This is a genomic window from Halorubrum sp. Atlit-28R (assembly GCF_003665955.1).
Taxonomy (GTDB): Archaea; Halobacteriota; Halobacteria; order Halobacteriales; family Haloferacaceae; genus Halorubrum; species Halorubrum tropicale.
Genome location: NZ_QPLS01000014.1, coordinates 36,676 through 61,543, shown reverse-complemented (window position 1 = coordinate 61,543; position 24,868 = coordinate 36,676). Strand labels below are relative to the sequence as shown.

Here is a 24,868-nt window from a genome sequence, read left to right as displayed (position 1 = left end):
CGAGGCCCGGTGGACGGGTATGGAACGCAACGTCGGTCGGATCGACGCCCTCGTCCGGGTCGTCGCGGGGGTCGCCGTCGCGGTCCTCGCGGTCGCCGTCGCCGTCGGGGCGGTCAGCGTCCCGGTCTTCTCCGCGGTCGGCCTCGGGGTGATCGGCGTCGTCTTGGTCGTCGAAGGCGCCACCCGCCGGTGTCTGCTGTACCGGGCGCTCGGGATCGACCGCTGTCCGGTCGACTGACGCTCCGACCGCCCGCGGGGCGGGCCGGTCAGACCGAGAACTCGTAGAGGTCGTCGCCGACGTGGTGGATCGACCGGACCACCTTCCCGCTGTCGCCGACCATGTCGTCGCCGTCGGCCAGCGCGCGGCCTACGGCCAGCACCTTCCCGTGGGTCTCCTCGGCGATCACGACCAGGTCTCCCTCCCGGATCGTCTCGTCGGCCTCGACGATGCCCGGGCGCATCACGTCGGCGCCGTCGGAGACGAAGGAGATCGCGCCGGCGTCGACGGTGACGACGCCGGTCTCCGGGTCGAAGTCGTTCGCGCCCCGAACGGTGAGGAACGGCTCGTCGTCGTCGACGTAGAAGACGGCGGGGTCGCCGTCCACCAAGACGAGTTCGTAGCCGGCGTCGACGAACTCCACGAACTCGAAGGTGTCCCCCTCGATGTCGACCCCGAGGTGGTCGGCGACCGCCTCGCGGATCGCCGTGATCTCGTCGCTTCGGAGGTGGTGCCGGGATTTCACTTCCATGCGCGTCCCGTCGACCGCTCGGCCGATAAATGGACCGCTCCCCGCCGTGGCGGTCGGCGATCGCTTCGCGCTGTCGCCCCTGAGGCCGGTCTCGACTCGTTGGACCGATCAAAACGGCCTTAAACCACCTCTCCATATCCCTTCGTATGCTCAACCCACTGGCGATCGTGCTCGTGGCGATCGTGAACCCCCCAGCGATCGTGCTCGCGGCGGTCGCGACGCTGCTCGTGGTCCTCGTCACCTCGGTGAAGGGGACGGGGTGGGAACCCACGACCGACATCTCGGAAGAAGTCCTCGAACACCGCGCGTCCGCGGTCCCCGAGACGGAGTTCCCGGAGCCGGGTAACCGCGCCGTCGGCGGCGGTGGCGGCGGCGGAGCCATCCCGGCCGGCGGCGCCGAGGGCGAGGAGGGCGAGCTCGAAGAGGGCGGCACCGTCAGCTCCGGCCCCGGCGACATCCCCGAAGACGAGGTGGAGTACTTCGAGGTCGAGTTCGTCAAGCAGGGGGAGACGGTCGAACTCTCCAACGACAAGCCCATTCTCGACCAGGGCGAAGACGAGGGGTGGGACCTCCCGTACGCCTGCCGGCAGGGGCAGTGCGTCTCCTGTGCCGGCCGGATCGCCGACGGCCCCTCCGAGGACTTCGTCGAGCACGACAACCAGCAGATGCTCGAAGCGGCCGAGATCGACGACGGCTACACGCTCACCTGCGTCGCCTACCCCCGCGACTCCTTCAGCATCGAGACGGGCGAGGCGCCGTAGCACCGCGCTCGCACTCTCTCTTCCGTCTCCTCTCACCGCGTCCGCTCGCGACACCCTTTTTCGCGTCTCGCTCCAACCGATAGCATGACCGTCACCACGGCGCTCGTCGGCGGCGGCGGGGCCGTCGCCGTCGCGCTGATCGCCGCGGCCGTCTACCGCGACGCCGCCCGCGTCGGCGTCGACCTCGGCTCGCCGGCGACCTGGGCCGCGCTCGTCGTCCTCACCGGCGGCGCGAGCCTCGTCACGTTCGTCCTCGTGCCCGACGCCCCGCTCCCCGGCGTCCTCGTGTTGACCGTGCTCGGCCCGCTCCTCTACCTGCTCGAACGCGACGACTCGATGAACGGCGACGCCGCCGCCGACCCCACCCAACTCCCCAGCCAGTCCGGGGAGTCGGCGGACCCGGGCGACGACCCGGAGCGATAGCGGGCGACGCGGACGCGCCCCGTCGCGGTCCCTCTCGGCCCCGTTCCGTCTCATCGACGATGACACAGTTCCTTTCGGCGCGGCCGCCGGCTCCTAAACCGCAACTTTCCATACCGTCGGCGATGTACGAGGGGTAATGAGCGACGAGAGCGACGAGAGCCTCGCGGACCGGGTAGAGCAGTGGATGGTCGGACAGATGCCGATCATCCAGATGCACGGCGGCACGAGCGTCGTGCGCGAGGCGGACCCCGAGACCGGCGAGGTCGTCGTCGAGCTCGGCGGCACCTGCTCCGGGTGCGGCATCTCGAACATCACCGCCGACAACATCCGTCGCGACCTCATCATGGACTTCGAGGAGGTCGACGACGTGACCGTCCGGACCGCCTCCTCCGGCGACAACGGCGCGTCCACCGTCGAGGGCGGCCGCGGCGGCGAACTCAAACACGAGACCGAGTCCGCGAACCACTTCTGAACGCGACGGGCGCTCCCGTCGCCTCTCTCTTCTTCCCTACAGCGGCGTGAACGGCAGCGACGCGAGCGTGTCGGCGTCGTAGGCGAGCGCGTCGGACCGCGAGACGCCCTCCGGCGTGATCATGTCGATCACGCGGGGCGCGTTGCCCGCCGCGCCCTGCTTCGCGCCGCCGAAGACGAACCCGCCGGCGTCCTCCTGGACGTCGCGGAACGAACCGAAGTCCTCCGAGCCGACGACCGGGAGGACTTCCCAGTCGGAGATGTCTACTCCGCCGATGGCCGCCTTCGGAATCGAGACGATCGCCACGTTCGCGCCGAAGCTGGCGAACGTGGTCGGCGAGCCGAGCCCGTTCCCTTCCGCGTCGACGATCCCGGCGCTGAAGCCGCTCGCGTCGACCCGGTACTGCCACGGCTCGGCGAACTCGGCGGTGATCCCGAGCCCCCCGAGCTCCGTCGTCCGTCCGCCCTCGGCCGACGGATCGCGCAGGTACACGACGAAGTAATGCGGCGAGAACGTCCCGCCGAACGTGTCGTACAGGTTCTCCACCTCGAAGGCGAACCGGTACTCCTCGTCGGTCTCCAGGACCCGGAACGAGCGCAGGTCGAACGCGCCGTCCTGGAACGCGCCGTCGGTCGGGTAGACGTACTCGCCGGGGCCGTCGTCGTCGCCCTGCGGGTCGGTGAACTCGGCGACGAGGTCGCCGGGCGCGACCGTGACGGTCTCCGACGCCAACTCGGTGCCGCCGTCGGCCTCCCGGACGGCGACGTCGAACGTCCCGATCCGAGATATGCTGAATCCGAGGTCCACCGTCGCGTCAGTCGAATTCGGAGGCAGTCGGACGTTGTCGAGCGCGGCGACATCCCCGTCGACGGTGACCTCGACGGTCGTTCCGCCCACGAAGGCGGCGTCGTTCGACCCCGTCGCGGTGACGAACGATTCGCCGAGGTCGGCCTCGTCGGCGATCGACACCGAAAACGTCTGCTCCGGCCGCTCGTACTCGGGGAGCCGCTTGACCTCGCGGCCCCGCGCCGGGCGCAGCTTCACCGCCGTCCCGCCGCTCGGCGCGAGCGACGCGAGCAGGGTCGCGTCGGGCGTGACGACCGCCTCGTCGATGCGGACCTCGGTCGGGTCGCGATCGACGCCGGTCCCGACCGCGTCGGAGTAGATCTCCGCGACGTACTTCGGGCCGTTCCGGCCCTTCCCGCGGCCGTTTCCGTTTCGCTTGCCATTCTCCTTGCCGCGGCCCTTGCCTTTCCCCTTGCCGTTGCGCTTGCCCTTCCCCTTGCCGCGGCCCGGCGCGTCGCCGGCGTTGCCGGGGGCGTCGCCGGAGTTCCCCGGCGCGAGGAAGTCGAGCGGCACGTCGACCGCGCGGCCGTCGCCGTCGGTCATGGCGCCGACGTACCACTCGTCGCCGCGCCGCCGGGCGATCGCGAGGTAGTCGCCGATCGCGGAGCCGACGACGCGCGTCTCGTCCCAGCCGGCGGCCGGGACGGACTCGATGAAGCCGAACTCGGGCTCGGCCTCGAAGTTCTCGTTCTCGGGGACGTACCCCTCGTACTCGGCCGGGACCGGCGACGGCTCGCCGGACTCGGTGACGGCGACGGCGTTGAGGTTGAACCCCCCCACGTCGCCGCTGAAGCCGTCGTCGCCGCTCTCGTAGTCGAGCTCGATCGCGACCTCGTTGTCGCCCGCGTCGAGCTCGACCTCGGTCGTGAACACCTGCCAGTCGTCCCAGTAGTCGGTGAAGTCGGGCTCGATGGTCTCCCGCGCGTCGTTGACGCGCAGCGTCGCGCGCGGCGTGCCGGCGTCGATCACGCGGCCCGCGTTCTCCTCGGCGTCGCTCGCGTAGCGCAGGTGGAGTTCGTACGTCCCGGCGCTCGGCACGTCCTCGACCGCGAACGACACCGACGACCCGCTGGGCGCGCGGTTGGGGTCGACGGCGACGAAGTTGGTGCCGAACGCGTCCCGCCAGGAGTCGTCGGTGACGAGGCCGTCGAGGTCGCCGGCGGCGGCCTGGAGCGCCTCCCCGACCCCGAACGTCTCGTCGACGTACCCCTCGATCCGGTCGGCGGCCATCTGGAGCCCGCTGAGGTACGTCGGGTACATCGCGAGCTGCTTCGCCCGCGTCGTCTGGATCTGGTCGCCGCGGTCGTCGCCGAACGTGATGTCGAAGATGCCCGGCTGGTAGCTCACCGGGCCGGCGAGGTTCCGCGTGAACGGGAGCGTGACGTGGTGGTCGCGGCCGACGTTCGAGCCGAGCTGGCCGAACCCGTCGTACTCCTGGGCCTTCACGACCTCGCGGTTCGCCACGTTCGGGTAGGTGCGGATCTCGCCGGTCGGCTTGATCCCCTCGTGGATCTCTAACAGCTGGCGGTTCGCGGCCGCCTCGCGGATCACGAGCCGGTGGTGGTTCACCGCGAGCTGGTTGTGCTGGTTGTGGGTCGGGTCGGCGCCGTCCCCGTCGATGCCGAGCCCGGGGTCGGAGACGTACCCGTTCTTGATCGAGTTGATCCCCTCGGCCTCGTAGCCCGCGAACACGTCCTCGTCGAGGACGGCCGATTCATACTGCGGGACGTTGCCCGCCGTCTCGTTGTGAATCGTCATCTCGACCGGGTCGGGGAGGTCCGCGCCGTAGCCGGTCACCTCCGGCACGTCGAAGTCGGGATAGGAGTCGTCGACGCCGAAGCCGAACCCGGTGCCGTCGCCGGGGTAGGTGTCCCAGCCCTGGTTCCACCCCTCGACGAGCACGCTGTCGATGCCGTTCTCGCTGGCGAAGCGCATGTACCGCTTCATCCGCTCGGTGCGCGCGCCGTGGACGTACGCGGCCGGGTTCCCGCCGTCGTTCGCGACCTCGTCGTCCGTCTTGTACTCCCAGTTCGCCTGCCCCGCGATCATCGTCCACCAGATGCCGACGTACTTGCGGGGCTCGATCCAGTCGGTGTCGGGGCCGTTCCCCGCGGTCGGCAGCGCCGACTCGTCGAGCGAGTCCGCGAGCAGCGGGACGAGCTGCGACTCGATCAGCTCGCCCGGCCGGTCGACGACTTGGATCGTCCGCCACGGCGTCGCCGCCGGCAGATCGAGCGAGGCCCGCGACCCGTCGGGCAGCGGGGTGAGCTCGGTCGCGAACGCCGTCCCGCCGCCGTCGCTCCGGGGCGCGAGCGTCGCGGCCGCGTAGTCGTCGAGGTTCGCCTCGTGGACGCTGAGGTACGCGTCGCCCGCGTCCACCGTGAGCGGGGTGTGCGCGCCCTCTCGCATCGGCGTGCCGTTCGGTCGCCGGTTCTCGACCCCGCCCGGGATCTCAGACAGCGGCGTCTCGGCGTACTCCTGCTCGAACCGGGGGTTCGTCACCGCGTTCGCGATCCACCAGGCGTCGTAGTCGTCCGCGAAGTCGACTCCGGTGTTCTCCGCGTCGATCACCGCCTTCTCCGAGTTGCTCGCGAACTCCTCGCGCAGCACCGTCCGGAACCCGATCCCGTCGTCGAACACGCGGACTTGGAGGGTGGCGGTGCGGCCGTCCTCGGCGGGGGAGCCGTCGGCGGCCGCGTCCGCGAGCCCGACGCTGAGGGCGTTGTACTCGGCCTCGACCTCGTCGTAGGCGCCCCACACCGGCTCCCACTCCTCGGTCGAGACCGCCCGGATCGTCCCGGTGACCGCGACCGGCCCGTCCGCCCCCCCGGCGCTCGCGCCGAACGCCGACTGGTTCCGGAAGTCGAACCCGAGCCGCGACGGGCCGACGTAGGTCGTTCCGTTCCGCGCGACCTCGTAGGTCGGGACGCCGTCCGAGACGTCGACCGTCACCGCGATCGACCCGTCCGGCGATTCGATCGTCTGAACCGGGTCGTCGGCGTCGTTGGCCACCGGCGCGGCGTCGTCGGCCGACACGTCCCGCGAGTAGGCGGCCGCCGCCACAAGCGCCCCCACGCTCCCGAGGAAGCCGCGGCGCGTCGTCCCGCTCGACGTTTGCTGTGATCGTTTCTCACGCATTCCGTCAACACCGTGTATACGATGAATAATAATGCTATTGTAACCAATCGAAGTGATTGGATTTCGAAACGACCGAGCCGACGCCCCCGTCGATCGCCGTGCCGTCCGCGGATCGGTCGCTACAGCGCGTTCTCCAGCGCCGACGCGACGCGCCGCGCCTTCTCGGCCAGCGGCTCCGGCGTGCGCCCCGCGGCGACCGACTCGTCGAGTTCGTCGTCGTCGACGCGCTCGACCGTCCCGTCCGGCCGCTTCACCACGTCGACGTGGAGGTCGACGTAGCGGGCCGCGTCGGGGAACACCTCGACGGGCGTACAGACGTTGACGTACGTCCCGCGGACGCTCCCGTCGCGGCCGCGATACGTCGTCGGGTACCACCAGCGCCCCTCCTTCAGGCTCGTCTCGGCGACGTCGCCGGCCACGCGGTCGACCCCGAGCCCGTCGTAGGTGCCGCCGCCGCTCATCTCCCGCTCGACGGTGACGGTCCCGTCGGGGTCGACCCCCGTGACGGTCGCCTCGCCGAGGGTGATCAGCCGCCCGTCGGGCTTGCCGTGGTCGATCCGGAGCGCGTCGCCCTCCCGGGGCCCGAACGCGTCGCTCACGACCGCGAACGGGAACTCGGCGTCGGCGTCGGGGTCACAGAGCGCCTCCGCGAGGTCGACGCCGGCCGAGGCGTCCGCCGAGCCCGCCTTCACGCGGTGATGGCCCGGCATCGTCGCGGTCGCGCCCCGGCGCGCGTCGTCCAGCCCGAACCGGCTCTCGCGGCCGAACCAGACCCAGACGCCGGCGTCCGGCGCGGCGACCGGCGCGTCGCGGAGCCGACCCCGGTCGTCGAGGACACCGAGCCCCGACGTCGTCCCTTCCGTCGGCGCGACTGCGTCACGCAGTTCCTCGGCGGCGTCGACCGCCGCGTCGAGGCCCGCGCTCAGCGCCTCGGTGTCGGCGTCGACCGCGGGGGGTCGCCACACCGCGCGCCACCCGTCCGGCGGGTCGAGGTCGAGCAGGTCGAGCATCCCCGACAGCTCGCGGGCGGCCTCGTCGTCCCGGACGTCGACCCGCGTCCCGGAGCCCGGTTCGAGCGCGACGAGGTCGCCGCCGACCCGCAGCTCTCCGGCGAGCTCCGGGCGCCGGTCGGTCCACGGCGCCGCGGACTCGCGCACCTGGACGCGGACCGCGTCCCCCGTCTCCACCCGGGCGTCGACCGCGCCGTACGGGAGGTACCCCTCGGCGGCGGTAGCGGGCGCGCTGGCGGCCTCCCCGCCCTCGCCGCCGACCCGGAGGTCGACGACGGCGCCGCCGCCGAGCGTTTCCGTCACCTCGCCGTCGAGGACCGCGCCGGGCGGCGTCGGGTCCGCCCACGCGAGCGCGTCGCGGCCGGCGTCGACCAAGAGGTCGCGGACCGCATCGAGCGCGTCCGGGTCGCCGTGCGCGCCGACGCCCTGCCGGTCGTCGCTCGTCTCGACCCGGACGTCCGGCGGGTCGGTCCCGAACGGGGCGTCGAACCGCCGGCGGATCGGCGGCGAGGCGTCGACCACCTCGTGACCGGCGTCGAGCAGGCGCGCGGTGAGCGCCGTCGCGTAGATGCCGCGCACGCGGGCCCGTGCCATCGTCACAGCTCTCCGCGCTCGCGCGCGAACCGCACCCGGTCGTTCACCGTGTCGCCGAGCGAGAGCTCGACGACGACCGGCTCGCCGCCGTCGTCCTCCCGGAGGATCCGCCCGCCCTCGACCGGGACGCCCCAGCCGTCGAGCGAGAGGTAGCCGCGGAGGTCGCTCCCGTGAGTGAACAGGTCGACCTCGGCGGTCGGGTGCTCCTGGATCGCGTCCACGCTGTGGGCCATCTCCATGTCCGAGTGGTAGGGGCCCTCCGCGCCGAAGAACGACCGGAGGCGGTCGGCGTCCCGCGCGACGAGTTCGGCGACGCGGTCCGAGGCGTCCGCGACAGCGTCCGCGTCCAGCCCGGCCTCCCGGAGGGCGCGCTGGACCCGAGGATCGAAGTGCATACCCCGCATTCGGGCGCCGCCGTTTCAATCCTGTCGGCCGCGTCGCCCCGCGCCCCCGGTTCCGATCCACCGCCGCCGCCGCGCGGTCCGGGCCGGCGCCGCCTTCGGCTCCCCGCGAGTCTTCCGCCGACACCGACGGTTAAGTCACCGCGGGGGTAATCCGCTCGCATGCCATCCGAGCAGGACCCGATCGCGTCCCGGGCCGACGACGACCGCGACCTCTACGACGTCGCGACGTGGGAGGAGCGGACCTCCCTCGACGGGCTGTCGGTCGCCCTGTACTGGCTGCTGACGCGGTCGGCGAAGGCGGGGGTCGTCTTCGTCGCCTTCGTCGGTCTGTTGGCGATCCTCGGCTCGTTCGGGCTGGGGCTCATCTTCGATCCGGCCATCGCCATCCTCCTCGGGCTCTCCGCCGTTCCCGCCCTCGGCCTGGCCGCGTACGTGTACCGGTCCGACGTGACGACCGCCGAGCCGCTGTCGCTGCTCGTCGCGACGTTCCTGCTCTCCATCCTCACTGCCACCTTCGCGGCGATACTGAACAGCGTGCTCCAGCCGTACTTCCGGCCGTTCGGCTTCCTCGGACTCGTCGTGTTCTTCTTCGTCGTCGTCGGCCCGATAGAGGAGACGGTCAAGCTGCTCGCGGTGCGGCTGTACGCGTACACCGACGACCGCTTCGACGCCGTCATCGACGGGGCCGTCTACGGCGCCCTCGCGGGCCTCGGCTTCGTCGTCATCGAGAACTTCGTCTACATCGCCCAGAACGTCGACATGGGGGAGCTGTCGGTGGGCATCGCGACGCTCGGCGCGGGCGATGGCATCGCCGCCCTCCGGGCGCTCGCGGGCCCGGGTCACGTCGTCTACTCGGCGTTCGCCGGCTACTACCTCGGGCTCGCGAAGTTCAACCCGGAGAACCGCGGCCCCATCATCGTCAAGGGGCTCGTCCTCGCGGCGGCGATCCACGCGCTGTACAACACGCTCGTCGGTCCGGTCACCGGCGTCGCCTCCGGCCTGCTCGGCCTCCCGCAGGTCGTCGCGCTGTTCGGCTTCGTCCTCGTGTTCCAGGGCACGTTCGGGTACGTCCTCCTCCGGAAGATCTGGCGGTACCGCGACGCGTACCTCGACACGCGCGACGCGGTGGGCGAGGACGTGGCGCCGGAGCTCGACGAGTTCGAGCAGTAGTCAGCGGACCGGGATCCCTCGCCGCCGTCAGGGCCGCGCCTCGACCCGCGAGCGGTCGCCGGTGCCGTCCGTCAGCGCGCTCGCGAGCGCTCCCTTCACCACGACGTCGTCGCCGAGGTCCGTGAGCCGCACCTCCGGGACGTTGATGAACACCATCTCCGGGAGCTTCTCGCGGATGGGGTCGAGGACGCGGTCGGGGTTGTTGAGCGCGACCGCGCCGCCGACGCTCACGACGAGCGGGGCGTACGCGTGGATGACGTTGGCGATCCCCATGGCGTTCCAGTGGGCGACCTGGTCGATCACGTGGTCGGCGAAGGTGTCCTCGCCCGCGGCCTCGAACACGTCGACCGCGGAGAAGTCGGGGTCCTCGATGGGGAGGCTCGTCTCGATCGGGTCCTCCTCGTGCAGCTCGCGGGCGTAGTTCGGGATGTTGTTCCCCGAGCAGTACCCCTCCCAGTGGCCGTCGAGCCCGCAGCCGCAGGTCATGAACCCGTGCGGGTCGACGGTCATGTGGCCGACCTCGCCGGCGTTGCCGTCCCATCCGGAGAGCACGTTGCCGTCGACGGCCACCCCGGCGCCGATCCCCGAAGAGATGGTGAGGTACACCATGTCGTCGGGGTTGCGCTCGGAGTGGAACCGCTCGCCGATGACGCCCGCGATGGTGTCGTTGTGGAGGTACACCTCGTCGGTGTCGAGCAGCCGCCCGACCGGGCCGACGAGCGGGATGCGCTCGACGGTGTCCGGGAGGTTCGCGGGGCCCTGGACGACCCCCTCCGCCAGGTCGAGCGGGCCGATCGATCCGATCCCGGCCGCGACCGCCTCGTTCGGCGCGATCCCCGCGTCGGTACAGGCTCCCCGGACCACCTCCAAGACGGCCTCGGTGACGGCGATGCCGTTCGGTCCTCGCGGGGTGCCTCGCGACGCGGCGCCGAGGACGGCCGCGGTCTCGTCGCCGACGACCGCTCGGACGTTCGTCGCCCCGAGATCGACGCCCACGTAGTACATCGGGTGTAAGCGCGACCCCGTCTCACTTAAGCGGGACGCTTCGGGCGGTCGAGCGGGGGTAAAGAAGCGCGGCGGCGCGAAACCGCGTTACGAGGCGGTCTCGCGGACGAACGTCACCGGACACGGCGCAGAGAGCATGACCTCCTGGGCCGCGCTGCCGAAGACGGCCTTCCCGGTCGGCGAGCGCTGCCGCCCGCCGACGACGACGCGGTCGGCCTCGACCCCCTCTGCGGTCTCGACGACCTCGGTCGCGAGGTCGCCGACCGCGCCGCGGATCGAGTGTCGCACGCCGGCCGCCGAGAGGAGGTTCGAGAGCTCCCGGGTGGTCCTGTGTCGCCCCGCGACCGCGTCGGGCGTCGCGTTCTCCGCGTCCGCGTCGAAGCCGAGCCGCGCGCGCGTCTCGTCGAACTCCTCCTCGTCGAACACGTGGGTCAACACGACCTCGGCGTCCGCCGGTCCCGCGAGCGCGATGAGCTCGTTCGCGAGCCGCTCGGTCCGTTTCTCGTCTGCGCTCCCGACCGCCAGCACGACCGTCTCGATGCTCATACAGGCCTTTCGTCCCCGACCGAGTTAAGATTGGCGGAGTTTTAACTCGAATCTGAATAAATATTTGTCCGATCGATCCTGACACTCCCGCCGGCGCGCGGCGTCGCGACTAACAGCCGATCGAACGCGAAGCCGACGGCTCCTGGAACGGGGCGTCGACGAGAAACGGCGGCGGGGTCCGGTCAGTAATCGGGGGCGTCGTCCTCGACTTCGCGCTTCAGCGAGTCGCGGCGGGACTTCGCGTCGCGGCCGGTCGCCTCCAGGAGGAACTCGTTTTTCGCGTCCACGGCGTCGGCGGCGGCGTCGGCGTTGCCCTCGGCGATGACGTCCTCGGCGGGCCGCTCCTCGAAGTGGACCGCCAGCTTGTCCTTCTTACTCCCGTACTCGGCGGCGCCCGCGACGATCCGGTCGAACACCGGGTTGTCGGGGTCCGAGACGACGTACAGTTCGTGGCCCTCCCACTCCTCGGTGCCCGTGACCTCGCCGAAGTACTCCTCGATGGAGCCCTTCAGGTCCGGCATGCGGTCGTCCAGATGCTCGCCGCGTCGCATCTTGTACTCCTTCATGCCGCGACCGTTCGACAGGCCGGCGTAAACCAGTTTCGTCACGGCCGCTCGGCGGGTTCGGCCGGCAACGCGACGCCTTTTACCGCCCGACTACCGCGGCCGCTCGTCGACGTACCCGCGCTTGCACTCCGGGCAGATGTCGCCCGCGCGCATCGAACTCCCGCCGGCGGCCCGGACCATCCCGCACTCGGGGCAGTAGTACTCCGTCGGCTCGTCGTCCCCCATCGTCTCCAGGTCGGGGCTCTCGCCGCGGGTGATGCCGGTCTCTCCCGGGTCGCCGGCGTCGAACGAGACCGCCTCGCCGTCGTCCGGCGCCTCGACGTACTCCGTCTGTTCCCCGTCTTCCGGCCGATCCGCGGCCTCCGGGGTGAGCCCGTCGCCGAACTCCACCTCGGCGTCGCCGCCCTCGCCGACCTCCGCGCTGAACCCCTCGTCCTCGCCGCCGTGGTCGGGCCAGGCGGTCGACCCGCCCGCCTCGGCGTCCGCCTCGTCGACGGACGGCCACGCGCCCCGCTCCCTGTCGTCGTCGGCGTCCGCCGCCCCCTCGTCGAGGATCACGCCGTCGTCGGTCTCGGCGTCCGCCTCGTCGGTCGGCCGGTCCTCCGGCTCGGCGTCGGCCGCGGGCGACGACGCGGCCGCCGACTCCCCGCCGGCGTCCAACAGCTCCGCGTCCTCGTCCGCCGGGTCCGACTCCGCCGCGGCGTCCGACGCGCCCGCTGCGCTCGGGTCGGCCGGGCCGTCGTCGCCCCGCGGCGGCTCGGCCCCGTCGTCGCCCGCCGCGCCGTCGTCGAGGATCACGGCGTCGTCGCTCCCGGCGCCGGGCTCCTCGTCGAGCGTCAGTCCCTCGGCGCCGGCCGCGGCGCCGTCCCCGTCGACGGTCCCCGGCGCCGCCCCGTCGCCGGCGTCCGGCGCGCGACCGCCCCCCGGCGTCGCGGTCGCGCCCGCGTCGCTCCCGGCGTCCGCGTCCGCGGCGGCTTCGTCCGCCAGTTGCTCCATCGTCGTCACCTCGGTGTTTTCGCTGACGATCTGCGTCTCGCCGCAGCGAGCGCAGGTCTTCACCTCCTTGACGGTCGTGACGACCTCGTCGCCCTCCTCCTCGCGCTCGCGCCGGAGTTCGGGTTCGCCGAAGTCGTGTCCGAGCAGACACCTGAGTCCCATTGTGCCACCCTGCGGTGCCGAGGGTAAAAAACGCCCCGTCGGCGTCCGACGCTCGGCACACGACCGGTATCGCCGCCCGACGCCGGCGTCCCGTCCGGGTCCGGCCTCGCGCCCCGCGGACACAGACTCTTTGTGGATCGCTCGCGTACCCTCGCTCGACATGCCTACTGTATCCTACAAGGGCGAGGAAATCGAGTGCGAGGAGGGCGCCAACCTACGCGACGTGCTCAAAGAGGCCGGTCTCTCCGTCTACAACGGCAAGATGGAACAGCTCAACTGCCGCGGCGCCGGGTCGTGCGGCTCCTGTGCGGTCCAGGTTGAGGGAGAGGTCAGCGAGCCGAGCAAGAAGGAGCGCGCCCGCCTCTGGCTCCCGCCGCACCACCCGAACCACGACGTCCGCCTCGCCTGTCAGACGAAAGTCGAGGGCGACGTGACCGTCACGAAGGGCCGCGGGCTCTTCGGACAGCACATCTGAGCGCGGACGCGCCGCTCTCGCGGACTCTCTTCGAGGCTCGACGGCGCGCGACGAGCGGAGCGCTGGTCGAGGCTGAAATACGGCCGCGGCGGACGTGAGCCCGCGACGCGGACGAAAACGTTTGGTACCGTGTGTCAGAGTCGCGTTCGGCGCCAGCCGGACCGACCCACCTTTCGGATCGGCTTACTGCCGAACGACGTTGGTCGCGCGGGGGCCCTTCTCGGAGGACTCGATGTCGAACTCGAGCTCCTGGCCCTCTTCGAGGTCCGGGCCGCCGACGTCTTCCATGTGGAAGAACACGTCGTCGTCCGCGTCGTCAGTCTCAATAAATCCGTAGCCGCCAGTGTCGTTGAAGAAATCAACCTTTCCGGTCGCCATTGCGAATGTAGAGAGGCCCCGACCCGGCATAAGAATTGCGAGTGTACAGTTACCACGACGCTCGCTGAACGTTCGTTTTCGAAAAGTCCCACTTTCCGGGGCGTATCTTGACCGCACGACGAATTCTCGCTCCGACGTCGGCCGATCCGTCGGGTTCTCCGACGGTCCCTCCGACGCGGACGTTTATGCGTCCGGCCGCGAAAACGGCGCGTGTGTCTCACGCGCACCGAGCGGACGGCCCCGGCCTGCTCCTCCGCGAGAACGGCCCCGCACTGCTGGTCCCGGCGGCGTGGGGGGTCGCCGCGGGAGCGGTCGTCGGCCTCGTCTCCGCGCACGCGCTGTTCGTCGCGCACGTCGTCATGAGCGTCCTGCTCGTCGCCTTCGTCGCCGCCTCGTGGCGCGACATGGCGACGGGGGTCCTCCGCGCGTGGAAGCTGGTGATCCTCGCCGGCACGCCGGTCACGGTCGCCGGCGTCGCCGGGTTCCTCGCGCGCGACGGCGCCGCGCCGGTGCTCGCGGCCGCGGTGCCGGCCGACGCGCTCCTCGCCGTCGCCTTCTACGGCTGGATGCTGCTGCCGGCGCCCGCGTTCGGCTACACGGCCCTGCGCGACCCCGACGGCCGGCGGTCGGCGGTCCACGGCGTCGCCGCCGCCTGTTCGGTCGCGGGCGCCGCCGTCGCCGCGCTCGCGGGCTCCCAGACCGGCGTCGTCGCCGGAATCGCGCTCGTCGGCCTCGGGCAGACCGCCGGCATCCTGACGGCGACGGCGCTGTACTGACCGGCCGCCGCGCCGCCCGCACTCGTCCCTGCTCAGCCGCTTGGCCCGTCGAGCGCCCGGCGGAGCGCCCCGCGGTGGAACTCGACGGCCGCGTCGCGGTCGACCGGCGGGTACCGCGGGTTCGTCACCGCGCCCCCGCCGTCGACGACCGCGCTCGCGACGGCGGCCGCGCGGTGCGCGCGCCCGACCGCCGGCAGCGGGGCGACCGACTCGTACCCCTCGCGGAAGGCCCGGCGGAGCGGTCCGGTCTCGCCCGCCGGCACGTACCAGTCGACGACGAGGTGTTCCGCCTTGGCGACCGACACCCCGGGCGGGGCCGCGAGCGGCGCCTCCCAGTCGAGGACGGCCGTCACCGCGCCGTCCGCGACGAGGGCGTTCCCGGGGCGGAAGTCCCACGGGAAGAGGCGCGGGTCGCCGTCGGCCCCGATCGGCCCCCGGAGCGCGTCGCGGACCCGCTCCCGGAGGTCGTCGAAGTCGGCCGGCAGCCGCGCCGCGTGCCGCTCGCCGAACCGCCGCACCCACTCCGCGGCGTCGGCGGGGTCGCTGACGGACAGCGACGAGCCGTGCTCGGGGGCCGACTCCGCTCCCGTCGCTTCGTCGGCCGGGGACTCGTCGGCCGTCAGCCCCCCGCACCCGGAGAACCGGAACGCCTCGTGGAGCGTCGCGAGGAACCGACCGAAGGAGCGCGCGACCCCGCGCCGGTCGGTCGGGTCGAGGTCGACGAACGCCCCGTGGAGGTCGCGCCCCTCGATCAGCGGCGTGACCAGCCACCCGGTGCCGTCGACGACGCCGTCGCCGAGCGGTCGGGGGACGGGCACGTCGGTCCGCGCGTCGATCGCCGCCAGCAGCGCCGCCTCGGTCCTCGTCGCCCCCGGCGCCTCCGAGCACTGGACGACGACCGGCTGCTCGGCCGCGAACCGCACCACCTCCGTCCGCTTGCGGTTCCCCCGCTCCAACGACTCGACGCTCACGGGCGTCGCCCTCGGGCGCGTGGCCGCGAGGGCCCGCTCGCGGACGGCGTCGCTCACCCGTTCTCCTCCGTCCGGGTCGCCGCCTCGCCTCCCGCCCCGCCGTCCGCCGTCAGCAGCGCGGCCACCTCGTCCAGCGAGTCGACGACGTAGTCCGGGCGGTACGGGGCCGCCGCGTCGTCGGGGTCCCGCCGGAGCCACGCGGACCGGAGGCCGGCGTTGTGCGCGCCGGCGACGTCGTACGCCAGCGAGTTCCCGACGTACAGCATCTCTCGCCGCTCGACCGACAGCGTCGCCGCCAGCCGCTCGAACGGTTCCGCGTGGGGCTTCCGGCGCGGGAGGTCCCCGGCGTACACGATCGCGTCGACGCGGTCGGCCAACCCGAGCGCCTCCACCTTCGCCCGCTGGCGCGCCTCGGGACCGTTCGTGAGCACGCCCACGGGCCCCGCGTCCGCCGCGGCCGCCAGCGCGTCGGCGGCGCCCGGCAGGTACGCCACCCGCGACTCGTCCGCGACCGCCTCGAACGCCGCGGCGAGCGCGACGGGGTCCACGTCCCGGCCGTGCTGGGCCGCTAGCCGCGCGAACCCCGCGCCGAGGTACCCGACCCGGTCGTCGGGGTCCGGCGGCCCGTCGAGGAGGGGCCACAGCTCTGACGGCTCCCCGAACGGCTCGACGCCCGCCCGCTCGAACGCCCGTCGGTAGAGGGCGTCCACGTCGTGGTTGTGGCGGCACAGCGTGTCGTCGAGGTCGAACGCGACCGCCGCGAACCGGCTCATGGGAGGAGGTGGCGCCGCGCGGCGAAGTCGGTTTCGGCGACGGGCCCGTACCCCCGACGATGGTCGACCCCGAGGACACCTACGACTGCGAGACGTGCGGCGCGCGCGTCGCCGTCGCGGACGCCCGCCGCTCCGAACCGTTCGGCGACCTCGACCCCGAGACGTGGCAGACGCTGAACTGCCCGCACTGCGGGGACCGGCTCGCGACCGTCCTCGTCGGCGACGAGTGAGCCTCGGCCGAAGCCCCCCGGGTCGATACTCGTCACGTCTCATGGTGACACCCCACAATACCTACGTCTCCGGTTCGTAGCCGCCCCATGCTCGACGTCGGGACGGTCTACCTCGTCGCCGCCGGCGCGCTGCTGCTCGCCGCGCTCGCGGTCGGCCTCCGCGCTCTCGTCGGCGTCTTCCGCGAAGGCCGCGAGCGCAGCCGGAAGCGCCGGGAGGGCGAGCTCGAACGCTACACGATGGACCCGGTGTACGACCGCGAGCCGCCCGATTCGGACGGCGTCGCGGAGACGCCCTCGACCTGCCCCCAGTGCGGCGCGGACAACGACGCCGAGTTCACGTTCTGTCGCGAGTGCGCGGCGCCGCTCGGGCCTGACCCGTGACGTTGACGATTCCCGACTGACTGTTCTCAAAGTTATCAACTCTCGGAATCAGGGGCGAACTGTTTATTACCTGATCGGCGTTCGTTCCGAGGAACGGACCACGGCCGGCCGACTGCGGCGCACGCGCCGAATCACACTCCATGATACCTTCACAGCGGGCACGGACCGTGCTCGCGGTCTCGCTCGTTGCGGTCGTACTGGTGTCAGTAACAGTGTTCGCGGGCGTGGCCGTCGGTAGTATATATACGCTTGAAGTTGCTGAGGATTCGATACAGCCCGGAGAGGACCTAGCATTCGATGTTTATGACGACAACAATACTTCTGATGACGGAAATAAAATATTCGTCGTAATCGACGAAGACGATGATGAAGAGTTCGACCTTGGTGAGAGGAATATTTCTATTCCGAGTCTCGACGATCGTAGTCAAACTGGGACGTTTCCTGGTGCTGAAACCTCCGGACTAAACGGGACTTACACGCTTTTTTCAGTTGAAACTGACTCGCTCTCACCCGGGCAGAACTTATCCTCCGATACGTACGCAAACGAGGATCAAGTCATGATCGATGGGGTCACACCGTACGTCTCCGACGTAACCCTCACGAACCCCACCGGACAGGACCTCAACGTCTCCTTCACCACGAACGAGCGGTTGAACGCGACGACCGTCGAACTCACCGGTGCCGAAACCGCGACGTTCGGACTCGGCGACTTCACCGAGACCAACGCCAGCGGCACGTACACGTACGATCTGACGTACGACGGGAGCTCGGACGGCGAGTACACCGTCAATGTCACGTCCGCGGTCGACGCCGTCGGCAACGACGCCGGGACCAACCAGACGAGCGCCGAACTCGACGACTCCGCCTCGGTCGACACGGTCCCGCCGGGAATCACCGGCGTCGAGGCCGAAGTCGGGAGCGACACCGTGACCGTGTCGTTCAACGAGAGCGTCGAGAGCGCGAATGGTGGCGGACTCTCGGCCGCGAACGTCACTTACGGCGACGCCGCGGGCGGCGGGGCGACCGGCGTGGCGTCGGTCAGCCACGCCGCAGGCGACGCCACGGCCACGCTGACGCTCGACGCGCCCGTGAACCGCACCGACCTCGGCAACGACACGATTGCGGCGGCCGCCGCCGCGATCACGGACGGCGCTGGCAACGACGCGCCGACGACCGGTGTCGTCCTCGCGGACACGGTCGTCCCGAGCGCGCCGATCGACGCGACGGCCGGCGTGGTCAACGCGAGCAACGCGGGGAGCTACGACCTCACCGTCGACCTCCCGGACGACCACGAGGCCGGGACGGTCGCGGTGTCGCTGTCGAACGGCGGGATAGTCACCGCGAGCAAGGCCGTCGCCAGCGAGGACGACGGCGACGCGGACCCCGACACTATCGCGTTCACCGGACTGGACGTCTCGTCGCTCGCCGACGGCGCGGTGACCGTGGACGCGACCCTGACCGACGACGGCGGCAACGACGCGACGGGAGGCGGTCTGGCGTCGCCGACGAAGGACACCGACCTCCCGGGCGTCACGGACGCGACGATCACGAACGCGACGATCGGCACCGAGGACGCCGGCGTCGCACAGACGGTGACCGTCGAGTTCGACGAGGACGTCGACCAGGGCGTCGCGCCGAACGTCACGGTCCTCGGGTCGAACCTGAACCGGACCTACGACGTGACCGGGAGCTTCGACGATGCCCGGACCTGGACGGGCACCGTCGAGATCGTCGACGACAACGAGGCGGCCACCGCCACGATCCGGGTGGCGAACGCGACCGACCCCGCGGGGAACGTCCAGTCGCCGGACGAGTCGAACTCCTTCGAGGTGGACACCCGCGGGCCGATCGCGCCCGTCGACACCGTCGCCGGGAACGTCACGGCGAGCAACGCCACGACCTACGCGGCGACCGTCGACCTCGTGAGCGGCTCGAACGCCGACGAGGTCGAGGTCCGCGTCTCAGACGGGACGACGAACGTGACGAAGACCGCCTCGACGGGCGGCAGCGACCTGGTCACGGTCTCGGGGATCGACGCCTCGTCGCTCGCGGACGGGCCACTCACGGTGACCTCGCGCGCGCTCGACGGCGGCTTCGAGAACGCCGAGGGGTTCGTCCAGCCCGTGACCGTGACGAAGGACACGGTCCGGCCGGGCGTGGCGTCGGTGTCGGTCGGCGACGGCACGGTGGACGACGGCGACGCCGACACCCCCCAGTCGGTCACCATCACGTTCGACGAGGACGTCGACACGAGCGTCGCGCCGGGGGTGACCCTGACCGGACTCGCGCAGGACGACACCGCGGTCTCGGGAAGCTTCGCCGATGCGCAAACCTGGACGGGCACCGTCGCGGTGACCGACAACGACGAGGAAGCGACCGCGACCGTCGAGGTCTCCGGCGTCGAGGACCCCGTCGGGAACCCCCAGACGCCGGATCCGGATACCTCCGGGTCGGTCGGTGTCGACACCCGGACGCCGAATGTCACCGGCTTCACGGCCACACACGACGGCACCGGCACCGTCGAGGTGTCCTTCGAGTCCGACGAGTCGCTGGCGTCGACGTCGGTGTCGCTCGACACGCCGACCGGGTCGACGACGCTTACCCCGACGACGGCTGACGGGAGCGCGCCCTACGCGTACACGGCGACGTACGACGGCGCGGACGGCGACTACACCGCGACGCTCGATGCGGCCGCGGACGCCGCCGGAAACGACGGCGCCGCCGGGGACAGCGACACCGCGACCGTGGACACGACCCCGCCGACGTTCTCGGCGGCGTCGCCGGCGGGCGCGACCGTCACGACCGACCGGCCGGAGATCTCCATCGAGGTGACCGACGCCACCCGTGGGGTGAACGCTTCCAGCGTCGCGGTGACGGTCGCGGACGCCGACGGCGGCGACGGCGCCGAGTTCGACGCCGCAACGAACGCGACGACCGGGATCTCCGTCGACGGCGCGACCCTCACGGTGAACACGACCGAGGCGGGCGTCTCGCTCGCCGACGGCGCCGTCGACGTGACCGTCTCGGCGGCCGACGACGCCGGCAACGGCAACCAGACCGCGTTCTCCTTCACCGTCGACACGACGCCGCCGCAGTTCTCGAACGCCGCGCCCGCCGACGAGACGGTGACCGACGACCGGTCGGTCGTCTCCGTAGACGTCGCCGACGCGACCGCGGGCGTCGACGCGTCGACGATCGAAGTCACGCTGTCGAACGACACCGACACGATCCTCGCCGGGGCCGGCACGAACACCGACGGCGTCGCCTTCGACGGGGCAACGCTGACCGTCGACCCCGCCGGATCGGGCGTGCCGACGCTCCCGAACGGCAGCATCGACGTGACCGTCGACGCCGCCGACGCCGCCGGCAACGCCGACCAGACCGCCTTCTCGTTCGCGCTCGACACCCCGCCGGTCGTCTCGGGCTTCTCCGCGAGCGACACCGGCAGCCCCGAGCGTGACGTCAGCGTCTCGTTCTCCTCCTCCGACGAGCTCGACGCCGTGTCCGTCTCCGTCTCCGGCGCCGAGACGGCGACCCTCTCGCTCGCGGACTTCTCCGTCACGCCGGACGGCGACGGCTTCGACTACGACGCGACCTACGAGGGACGCACCGACGGGACGTATGACTTCACGCTCGACACCGCCGACGACGGCGTGACCGACGGCGCCGCCGGGCAGACCGCGTCCGTCCTCGTCGACGAGGCGGTCCCGGACGTGACCGTCGACGCGCCGAACGGCGGCGGCCTCTACCGCGGCGGCGAGACGGTGACGGTCGAGTGGGCCGCGACGGACAACGTCACTGTCACGGACGACGTGGTCGTGGAGTACTCGTCCGACGGCGGGGGGTCGTGGCAGCCGGTGGCGTCCGGCCGCGCGAACGACGGCGCCTACGACTGGACGGTTCCCGACGACGACACGACCGACGCGCTCGTTCGAGTGAGTGCGAGCGACAACAGCAGCAACACCGGGTCGGACGTGAGTGACGGGGCCTTCGACGTGGACTCGACTCCGCCGACCGTCGAGTCGTTCTCGGTATCGAACCCGAGCGGGCAGGCCGTCACGGTGGCCGTCGAGACCGACGAGGCGCTCGGCGCGCTGTCGGTCGACGTCTCGGGTGCCTCCACGAGGGCCCTCTCGCTGTCGAACTTCACCGAGACCGGCACCGGCCCGTACACGTACGAGGCGACGTTCAACGACGGCACCGAGGGCACCTACGACGCGACCCTCAACACCGCCGCGGACGCCGCCGGTAACGACGGCGCCGGCGGCGAGTCGGACTCCGTCGAGGTCGACACCGTGACGCCGACGATCTCCGACTTCTCGGCGTCGAACCCGAGCGGCCAGACGGTGAACGTGAGCTTCGACGCCAGCGAGCGGCTGTCGGCGACCGCCGTCGAGCTGGAGACGCCCTCCACGACGGTGACCCTCTCTTCGCTCTCGGAGACCGGGTCAGGACCGTACACCTACACCGCGACGTACGACGAGGGCGCCGACGGCGTCTACAACGCGACGCTCGTCACCGCGGACGACGGGCTCGGAAACGACGGTGCGGACGGACAGACCGCGGCGGTCGAGGTCGACACGACCCCGCCGACGCTGTCGAACCTCTCGGTGACGAACCCCTCGGGCCGACAGGTCCGAGTCCACTTCGACGCCGACGAGCCGATCGACACGGTCGCCGTGGAGTTCTCCGGGCCGGAGACCGCGAGCGTCAGCACGGACAACCCGACCGTCGTCGACGGGTCGTACGTCGTCGGCTACACCGGCAACACCGACGGCGAGTACACCGCGACGGTGACCGGCGCCGTCGACGCCTTCGGCAACGACGCGCCAGACCGCTCGGGAACGGTGAACGTCACGACGGCGACCCCGATCATCTCCGGGTTTGCGGCCTCGAACCCGAGCGGCCAGAACGTCACCGTCGCGTTCGGCAGCGACGAACCGCTGGCGAACGTCACCGTCGACATCTCCGGCGCGGAGTCGGCGACGCTGACCGAGGCGGCGTTCGCCACCAACGGGAACACCTACACGGCGACCTACGAGGGCTCCTCGAACGGCACCTACACCGCCGTCCTCCGAACCGCGGCGGACGCCGACGGCGACGACGGCGCGAGCGGCCAGACCAACAGCGTCACCGTCGGTCCGACCGACGCGGCGCCCGCCGGCCCGGCCGTCTCCGACTTCTCGGCGACGAGCCCCGCGGACCGGCGGCTCCGCGTCTCCTTCCGGAGCGACACCCCGCTCGCCGACGTCGGCGTCGCCGTCTCCGGCCCGGACGCGACGACGCTCACCCGCGAGGCGTTTACCGAGGCGAACGGGACGTACACGGCGACGGTCGCCGTCGACGCGGCCGGCGACTACACCGCGACGCTGTTCGAGGCTGCGGCCGGCGCCGGGGCGAACGGCGCCGACGGCCAGTCCGCCTCGGTCGCGGTGGCCGCGAGCGCGCGGCCGGTAGCCGGGGGCGGAGGCGGCCCGAGCGGGACGGCCGGCGGCGCGGCGAGCGGGGGCGACCGCGGGGCCGGCGGCGACCGCGAGCCGACGGTCTCCGTCGCGCCGACCGGACCGACGGCGGCCGCGGTGACCGTCGAGGACGCCGGCGTCGGCGCTCCGGTCGGGATCGACCTCCGGAACGCCACGGACGGCCCCGTCGCCGTCGCTGACCTCTCGGTCTCGGTCGACCGGCCGACCGACTACTCGCTGTCCGTCTCGTCGTTGCCGACGGCCGCCCCCGACGCGCCCGCCTTCGACGGCCGCGCGGTCGGGTACCTCACCGTTGAACACTCGATGCCTGACGACGCGGTGACCGGCGCGACCGTCCGCGTCCGCGTCGACGCCGACCGCTTCGCCGACGCGGCCGTCGACCCGCAGACGGCGGCCGTCTACCGCTACCACGACGGCGCGTGGCGCCGGCTCGAAACCGCGGTCGCGGCCCGCGACGACGGCTCGTACCTCCTGCGGGCGGAGACCCCGGGCTTCTCGACGTTCGCCGTCGGCACGGCGAGCGCCGACGCCCTCCGGATCGCGGGCGCGACCGCCGGCGCGTCGACCGCTGCGGTCGGCGAACCGATAACCGTCTCCGCGACGCTCGTGAACGACGCCGGCTGGCGCGTCGACGGCGCGTTCTCCGTCGTCGCGGGCGACGAGGTCGTCGCCACCCGGAGCGTCTCGGTGCCCCCCGGGTCGACGGTGACGACCGGCGTCACGGTCGCCTTCGACGAGCCCGGCGACTACCGGCTCACCGTCGGGAACACCACTGCCGGCACGCTCGCGGTCTCCGCCGGCGACGCGGCCAGCGGCGAGGCGGGAGACGACGGTTCGGAGGACGACGGCGAGGGCGCCGCCGACGACGGGACGGATGCGGAGTCGACGGCCGACTCCGGCGACGCGTCCGCCTCGGAGGGTAGCACCGCCGACGGTTCCGCACCCGCGAACGCCACCGGCTCGTCGGACGAGAGCGTGCCGGGCTTCGGGCTGCCGGCGACCCTCGCCGCGCTCGCCGGGGCCGCCGCGCTCGCCCGCCGTCGGTCGGCGTGACCCCGGGCTTACCGGTCTTCACCTGCAGGGACGGAGTCGATCCGATTTTCAGTCACGACTGACGAATGTGAATTGCGCCGAAAAGCCATGCCGCCTCCCCGATTTGAACTCCGGAAGACGTGCTCGCCTCGCTGCGCGCGACTTCCGTGCTCAAATCGTCCCGGCGTCGTTTTCTCGACGGTTCGCTCCGCTCTCCGTCTCGAACTATGCCGCCTCCCCGATTTGAACGGGGGACAGCTCGATCTTCAGTCGAGTGCTCTCCCAGTCTGAGCTAAGGCGGCTCGCACTCGGACTAACGCCGATTCCGAACAAAAGGATTTCGAAAGACCGCAGTCGACCGATCGCGCGCCGCAGGAGTGGGACCGCCCGGATTCTAACGGGGGTCACGAACACCCAAGGCCCGGAGTATACCACTAACTTACGGTCCCGCGTCCATACGCCCCCCGATGACCTGCCAAGGGGTTTCGCTGCGCGCCGTCACTCCTCGTTCGCGAGCGTCCGCTTCCGAGGGACGAACGTGTACGTCACCCCGTCGTCGAGCACGACGTATATTCCGCGGTCGGGGTCGTGGACGACGCGCCGCCCGGAGTCGATGGCGACGTCGACGAGGTCGCCGAGGGTCCGGACCGACACCCGGTTGCTCCCGAGGCGGCCGACCGTTCCGGTCGAGACCCACTCGCCGTACCGGACGCGGCTCGCGGTGGCGGCCGCCTCGGGATCGCTTTCGCGCCGTCCGAGCACGGCGATGCCGAGCCCGCCGATCGCGAGGAGCGTCCCGCCGGCGAGCCGCGACCCGGAGACCTCTCTCGCGGCCGGAACGGTGCGCTCGACGGGCGTCGCCCGGGTCGTCGACGCCTCGCGCTGGTCGCCGAACCGGTACGTGGCGGCGTCTGTCACGAGCGGCGTCTCGACGGTGAGCCGGTCGGCGTACCGGCCGGAGTCGACCTCGGTTTCGGCCACGACGACCGTCTCGACGCGACCGGCCGTCCCGACCTCGCTCGCGACCGCAGCGAGCCGCGTGTTCCGGTACTCGGTCACGTTCAGCGCCCCCTCGGTGGTGTGCGTACCGTCGGTCACCTCGATGGTCTCGCCGGCGAGGAGCCGGCGCTCGGTCCAGAACACCTCGCCGTCCTCGACGGCCCGAGTGACGAGGTAGACGCGCTGGGTGACCGTCACGAGCCGGTCGTCGGGGACGGTGCTCGTGACCGAGAGGTCGACGACCGGCGTCGCGGCGGCGAGGTACACCGGCGGCTCCGCGAGTCGCTCGCCGGGGGCGAAAAGGGTCGTCTCTCCGGTCACGACAGCGCTCGTCGCCAGTTCGAGGTCGAACGTCTCGACCGCCTGCTGTTCGGTGACGGTCGTCGCCGTCGGTGACCCGGCGTAGGCGATCCCGACCGATCCGAGCAGGATCGCCCCGGCGACGAGGAGCGCGAGGCCGACGAGCGTGCCCCGCGTCGTGAGGAACCACCGTGCGCGCTCCGCCCACGGCCCCATCATCGGCCCCTC

Annotated in this window: 22 protein-coding genes and 2 tRNA genes; 10 read left to right on the top strand and 14 right to left on the bottom strand. The window is 71.7% G+C overall.

Features of this window, described 5'->3' with window-relative positions:
• Positions 1–19 precede the first annotated feature (19 nt).
• Entirely contained in the window at positions 20–238 is a 219-nt protein-coding gene (locus tag DVK06_RS16035) for a YgaP-like transmembrane domain (protein ID WP_121601029.1), read from the top strand.
• A gap of 28 nt (positions 239–266) precedes the next feature.
• Here DVK06_RS16035 and DVK06_RS16030 read toward each other — a convergent pair whose 3' ends face one another.
• On the bottom strand, positions 267–749 hold the full coding sequence (locus DVK06_RS16030; protein ID WP_053770232.1) for an RNA-binding protein: 483 nt from the start codon (positions 747–749) through the stop codon (positions 267–269).
• Positions 750–895: 146 nt separating this feature from the next.
• On the opposite strand from DVK06_RS16030, the gene DVK06_RS16025 reads away from it, so the two are divergent.
• The 3 genes from DVK06_RS16025 (at position 896) to DVK06_RS16015 (ending at position 2,405) form a co-directional block, all read left to right on the top strand.
• Positions 896–1,510, top strand: coding sequence for a 2Fe-2S iron-sulfur cluster-binding protein (locus DVK06_RS16025; protein WP_121601028.1), 615 nt, complete (start codon positions 896–898; stop codon positions 1,508–1,510).
• Between the two features lie 84 nt (positions 1,511–1,594).
• The gene (locus DVK06_RS16020) at positions 1,595–1,933 is read left to right on the top strand and encodes a hypothetical protein (protein ID WP_121601027.1); all 339 of its coding nucleotides are present in this window, start codon (positions 1,595–1,597) and stop codon (positions 1,931–1,933) included.
• Positions 1,934–2,069: 136 nt separating this feature from the next.
• A complete protein-coding gene (locus DVK06_RS16015; RefSeq protein ID WP_053770229.1) occupies positions 2,070–2,405 on the top strand; it encodes a NifU family protein in 336 nt (111 codons plus the stop codon).
• 36 nt (positions 2,406–2,441) lie between these two features.
• On the opposite strand, the gene DVK06_RS16010 is transcribed toward DVK06_RS16015, so the two are convergent.
• From DVK06_RS16010 to DVK06_RS16000, 3 genes are all read right to left on the bottom strand, one after another.
• Positions 2,442–6,326, bottom strand: a complete 3,885-nt coding sequence (locus DVK06_RS16010; RefSeq protein WP_121601036.1) for a glycoside hydrolase family 97 catalytic domain-containing protein — start codon at positions 6,324–6,326, stop codon at positions 2,442–2,444.
• A 182-nt stretch (positions 6,327–6,508) separates the two neighbouring features.
• A complete protein-coding gene (locus tag DVK06_RS16005) occupies positions 6,509–7,993 on the bottom strand; it encodes a DUF402 domain-containing protein (protein WP_121601026.1) in 1,485 nt (494 codons plus the stop codon).
• 2 nt (positions 7,994–7,995) lie between these two features.
• Positions 7,996–8,388: a hypothetical protein gene (locus DVK06_RS16000; protein WP_121601025.1), complete on the bottom strand. Its 393-nt coding sequence runs from the start codon at positions 8,386–8,388 to the stop codon at positions 7,996–7,998.
• Positions 8,389–8,556: 168 nt separating this feature from the next.
• On the opposite strand from DVK06_RS16000, the gene DVK06_RS15995 reads away from it, so the two are divergent.
• Complete coding sequence (locus tag DVK06_RS15995) at positions 8,557–9,567, top strand: PrsW family intramembrane metalloprotease (protein ID WP_121601024.1); 1,011 nt, start codon at positions 8,557–8,559, stop codon at positions 9,565–9,567.
• Positions 9,568–9,594: 27 nt separating this feature from the next.
• Here the strand turns inward: DVK06_RS15995 and DVK06_RS15990 are convergent, their stop codons facing one another.
• The 4 genes from DVK06_RS15990 to DVK06_RS15975 all read right to left on the bottom strand — a co-directional run bounded on the left by DVK06_RS15990 (position 9,595) and on the right by DVK06_RS15975 (position 12,842).
• Positions 9,595–10,572, bottom strand: a complete 978-nt coding sequence (locus DVK06_RS15990; protein ID WP_053770225.1) for an ROK family protein — start codon at positions 10,570–10,572, stop codon at positions 9,595–9,597.
• 87 nt (positions 10,573–10,659) lie between these two features.
• Entirely contained in the window at positions 10,660–11,118 is a 459-nt protein-coding gene (locus DVK06_RS15985; RefSeq protein ID WP_053770224.1) for a universal stress protein, read from the bottom strand.
• A 182-nt stretch (positions 11,119–11,300) separates the two neighbouring features.
• Positions 11,301–11,684 (bottom strand): DUF5611 family protein, encoded by a 384-nt coding sequence (locus DVK06_RS15980; protein WP_053770223.1) that lies wholly within the window; start codon positions 11,682–11,684, stop codon positions 11,301–11,303.
• 90 nt (positions 11,685–11,774) lie between these two features.
• A complete protein-coding gene (locus DVK06_RS15975; RefSeq protein ID WP_121601023.1) occupies positions 11,775–12,842 on the bottom strand; it encodes a hypothetical protein in 1,068 nt (355 codons plus the stop codon).
• Positions 12,843–13,002: 160 nt separating this feature from the next.
• Between DVK06_RS15975 and DVK06_RS15970 the strand changes: the two genes are divergently transcribed.
• Positions 13,003–13,317 (top strand): 2Fe-2S iron-sulfur cluster-binding protein, encoded by a 315-nt coding sequence (locus DVK06_RS15970; RefSeq protein ID WP_053770221.1) that lies wholly within the window; start codon positions 13,003–13,005, stop codon positions 13,315–13,317.
• Positions 13,318–13,500: 183 nt separating this feature from the next.
• On the opposite strand, the gene DVK06_RS15965 is transcribed toward DVK06_RS15970, so the two are convergent.
• Positions 13,501–13,695 (bottom strand): cold-shock protein, encoded by a 195-nt coding sequence (locus tag DVK06_RS15965; protein ID WP_004599158.1) that lies wholly within the window; start codon positions 13,693–13,695, stop codon positions 13,501–13,503.
• Positions 13,696–13,880: 185 nt separating this feature from the next.
• On the opposite strand from DVK06_RS15965, the gene DVK06_RS15960 reads away from it, so the two are divergent.
• Entirely contained in the window at positions 13,881–14,471 is a 591-nt protein-coding gene (locus tag DVK06_RS15960; RefSeq protein WP_121601022.1) for a hypothetical protein, read from the top strand.
• A gap of 32 nt (positions 14,472–14,503) precedes the next feature.
• Here DVK06_RS15960 and DVK06_RS15955 read toward each other — a convergent pair whose 3' ends face one another.
• Together DVK06_RS15955 and DVK06_RS15950 are read right to left on the bottom strand one after the other, a co-directional pair.
• On the bottom strand, positions 14,504–15,499 hold the full coding sequence (locus tag DVK06_RS15955; protein WP_121601021.1) for a phosphotransferase family protein: 996 nt from the start codon (positions 15,497–15,499) through the stop codon (positions 14,504–14,506).
• Positions 15,496–16,215, bottom strand: a complete 720-nt coding sequence (locus DVK06_RS15950) for an HAD family hydrolase (RefSeq protein WP_121601020.1) — start codon at positions 16,213–16,215, stop codon at positions 15,496–15,498. The genes DVK06_RS15955 and DVK06_RS15950 overlap by 4 nt, the downstream gene beginning before the upstream one ends.
• Before the next feature lie 59 nt (positions 16,216–16,274).
• Here DVK06_RS15950 and DVK06_RS19100 point away from each other — a divergent pair, with 59 nt between their 5' ends.
• The 3 genes from DVK06_RS19100 to DVK06_RS15940 all read left to right on the top strand — a co-directional run bounded on the left by DVK06_RS19100 (position 16,275) and on the right by DVK06_RS15940 (position 23,362).
• A complete protein-coding gene (locus DVK06_RS19100; protein WP_199241373.1) occupies positions 16,275–16,445 on the top strand; it encodes a hypothetical protein in 171 nt (56 codons plus the stop codon).
• Between the two features lie 87 nt (positions 16,446–16,532).
• The gene (locus DVK06_RS15945; RefSeq protein ID WP_053770217.1) at positions 16,533–16,826 is read left to right on the top strand and encodes a zinc ribbon domain-containing protein; all 294 of its coding nucleotides are present in this window, start codon (positions 16,533–16,535) and stop codon (positions 16,824–16,826) included.
• Between the two features lie 557 nt (positions 16,827–17,383).
• A complete protein-coding gene (locus tag DVK06_RS15940) occupies positions 17,384–23,362 on the top strand; it encodes a PGF-pre-PGF domain-containing protein (protein WP_121601019.1) in 5,979 nt (1,992 codons plus the stop codon).
• Positions 23,363–23,569: 207 nt separating this feature from the next.
• Here the strand turns inward: DVK06_RS15940 and DVK06_RS15935 are convergent.
• The 3 genes from DVK06_RS15935 to DVK06_RS15925 form a co-directional block, all read right to left on the bottom strand.
• Positions 23,570–23,643 (bottom strand) — tRNA-Phe (locus tag DVK06_RS15935).
• Between the two features lie 76 nt (positions 23,644–23,719).
• Positions 23,720–23,790, bottom strand: a tRNA-Pro gene (locus tag DVK06_RS15930).
• Between the two features lie 49 nt (positions 23,791–23,839).
• Positions 23,840–24,859, bottom strand: coding sequence for a DUF5305 family protein (locus tag DVK06_RS15925; protein WP_147438129.1), 1,020 nt, complete (start codon positions 24,857–24,859; stop codon positions 23,840–23,842).
• Positions 24,860–24,868 lie beyond the last annotated feature (9 nt).

Bases quoted from the DNA above. Each gene is read 5' to 3' on its own strand.
- DVK06_RS16030 (WP_053770232.1), bottom strand. From the start codon at position 749: ATGGAAGTGAAATCCCGGCACCACCTCCGAAGCGACGAGATCACGGCG.
- DVK06_RS16000 (WP_121601025.1), bottom strand. From the start codon at position 8,388: ATGCACTTCGATCCTCGGGTCCAGCGCGCCCTCCGGGAGGCCGGGCTG.
- DVK06_RS19100 (WP_199241373.1), top strand. From the start codon at position 16,275: ATGGTCGACCCCGAGGACACCTACGACTGCGAGACGTGCGGCGCGCGC.
- DVK06_RS15965 (WP_004599158.1), bottom strand. From the start codon at position 13,695: ATGGCGACCGGAAAGGTTGATTTCTTCAACGACACTGGCGGCTACGGA.
- DVK06_RS15950 (WP_121601020.1), bottom strand. From the start codon at position 16,215: ATGAGCCGGTTCGCGGCGGTCGCGTTCGACCTCGACGACACGCTGTGC.
- DVK06_RS15970 (WP_053770221.1), top strand. From the start codon at position 13,003: ATGCCTACTGTATCCTACAAGGGCGAGGAAATCGAGTGCGAGGAGGGC.
- DVK06_RS15975 (WP_121601023.1), bottom strand. From the start codon at position 12,842: ATGGGACTCAGGTGTCTGCTCGGACACGACTTCGGCGAACCCGAACTC.
- DVK06_RS15925 (WP_147438129.1), bottom strand. From the start codon at position 24,859: ATGATGGGGCCGTGGGCGGAGCGCGCACGGTGGTTCCTCACGACGCGG.
- DVK06_RS16005 (WP_121601026.1), bottom strand. From the start codon at position 7,993: ATGGCACGGGCCCGCGTGCGCGGCATCTACGCGACGGCGCTCACCGCG.
- DVK06_RS16015 (WP_053770229.1), top strand. From the start codon at position 2,070: ATGAGCGACGAGAGCGACGAGAGCCTCGCGGACCGGGTAGAGCAGTGG.
- DVK06_RS15980 (WP_053770223.1), bottom strand. From the start codon at position 11,684: ATGAAGGAGTACAAGATGCGACGCGGCGAGCATCTGGACGACCGCATG.
- DVK06_RS15990 (WP_053770225.1), bottom strand. From the start codon at position 10,572: ATGTACTACGTGGGCGTCGATCTCGGGGCGACGAACGTCCGAGCGGTC.
- DVK06_RS15940 (WP_121601019.1), top strand. From the start codon at position 17,384: ATGATCGATGGGGTCACACCGTACGTCTCCGACGTAACCCTCACGAAC.
- DVK06_RS15945 (WP_053770217.1), top strand. From the start codon at position 16,533: ATGCTCGACGTCGGGACGGTCTACCTCGTCGCCGCCGGCGCGCTGCTG.
- DVK06_RS16025 (WP_121601028.1), top strand. From the start codon at position 896: ATGCTCAACCCACTGGCGATCGTGCTCGTGGCGATCGTGAACCCCCCA.
- DVK06_RS15995 (WP_121601024.1), top strand. From the start codon at position 8,557: ATGCCATCCGAGCAGGACCCGATCGCGTCCCGGGCCGACGACGACCGC.
- DVK06_RS16020 (WP_121601027.1), top strand. From the start codon at position 1,595: ATGACCGTCACCACGGCGCTCGTCGGCGGCGGCGGGGCCGTCGCCGTC.
- DVK06_RS15960 (WP_121601022.1), top strand. From the start codon at position 13,881: ATGCGTCCGGCCGCGAAAACGGCGCGTGTGTCTCACGCGCACCGAGCG.
- DVK06_RS15985 (WP_053770224.1), bottom strand. From the start codon at position 11,118: ATGAGCATCGAGACGGTCGTGCTGGCGGTCGGGAGCGCAGACGAGAAA.
- DVK06_RS16035 (WP_121601029.1), top strand. From the start codon at position 20: ATGGAACGCAACGTCGGTCGGATCGACGCCCTCGTCCGGGTCGTCGCG.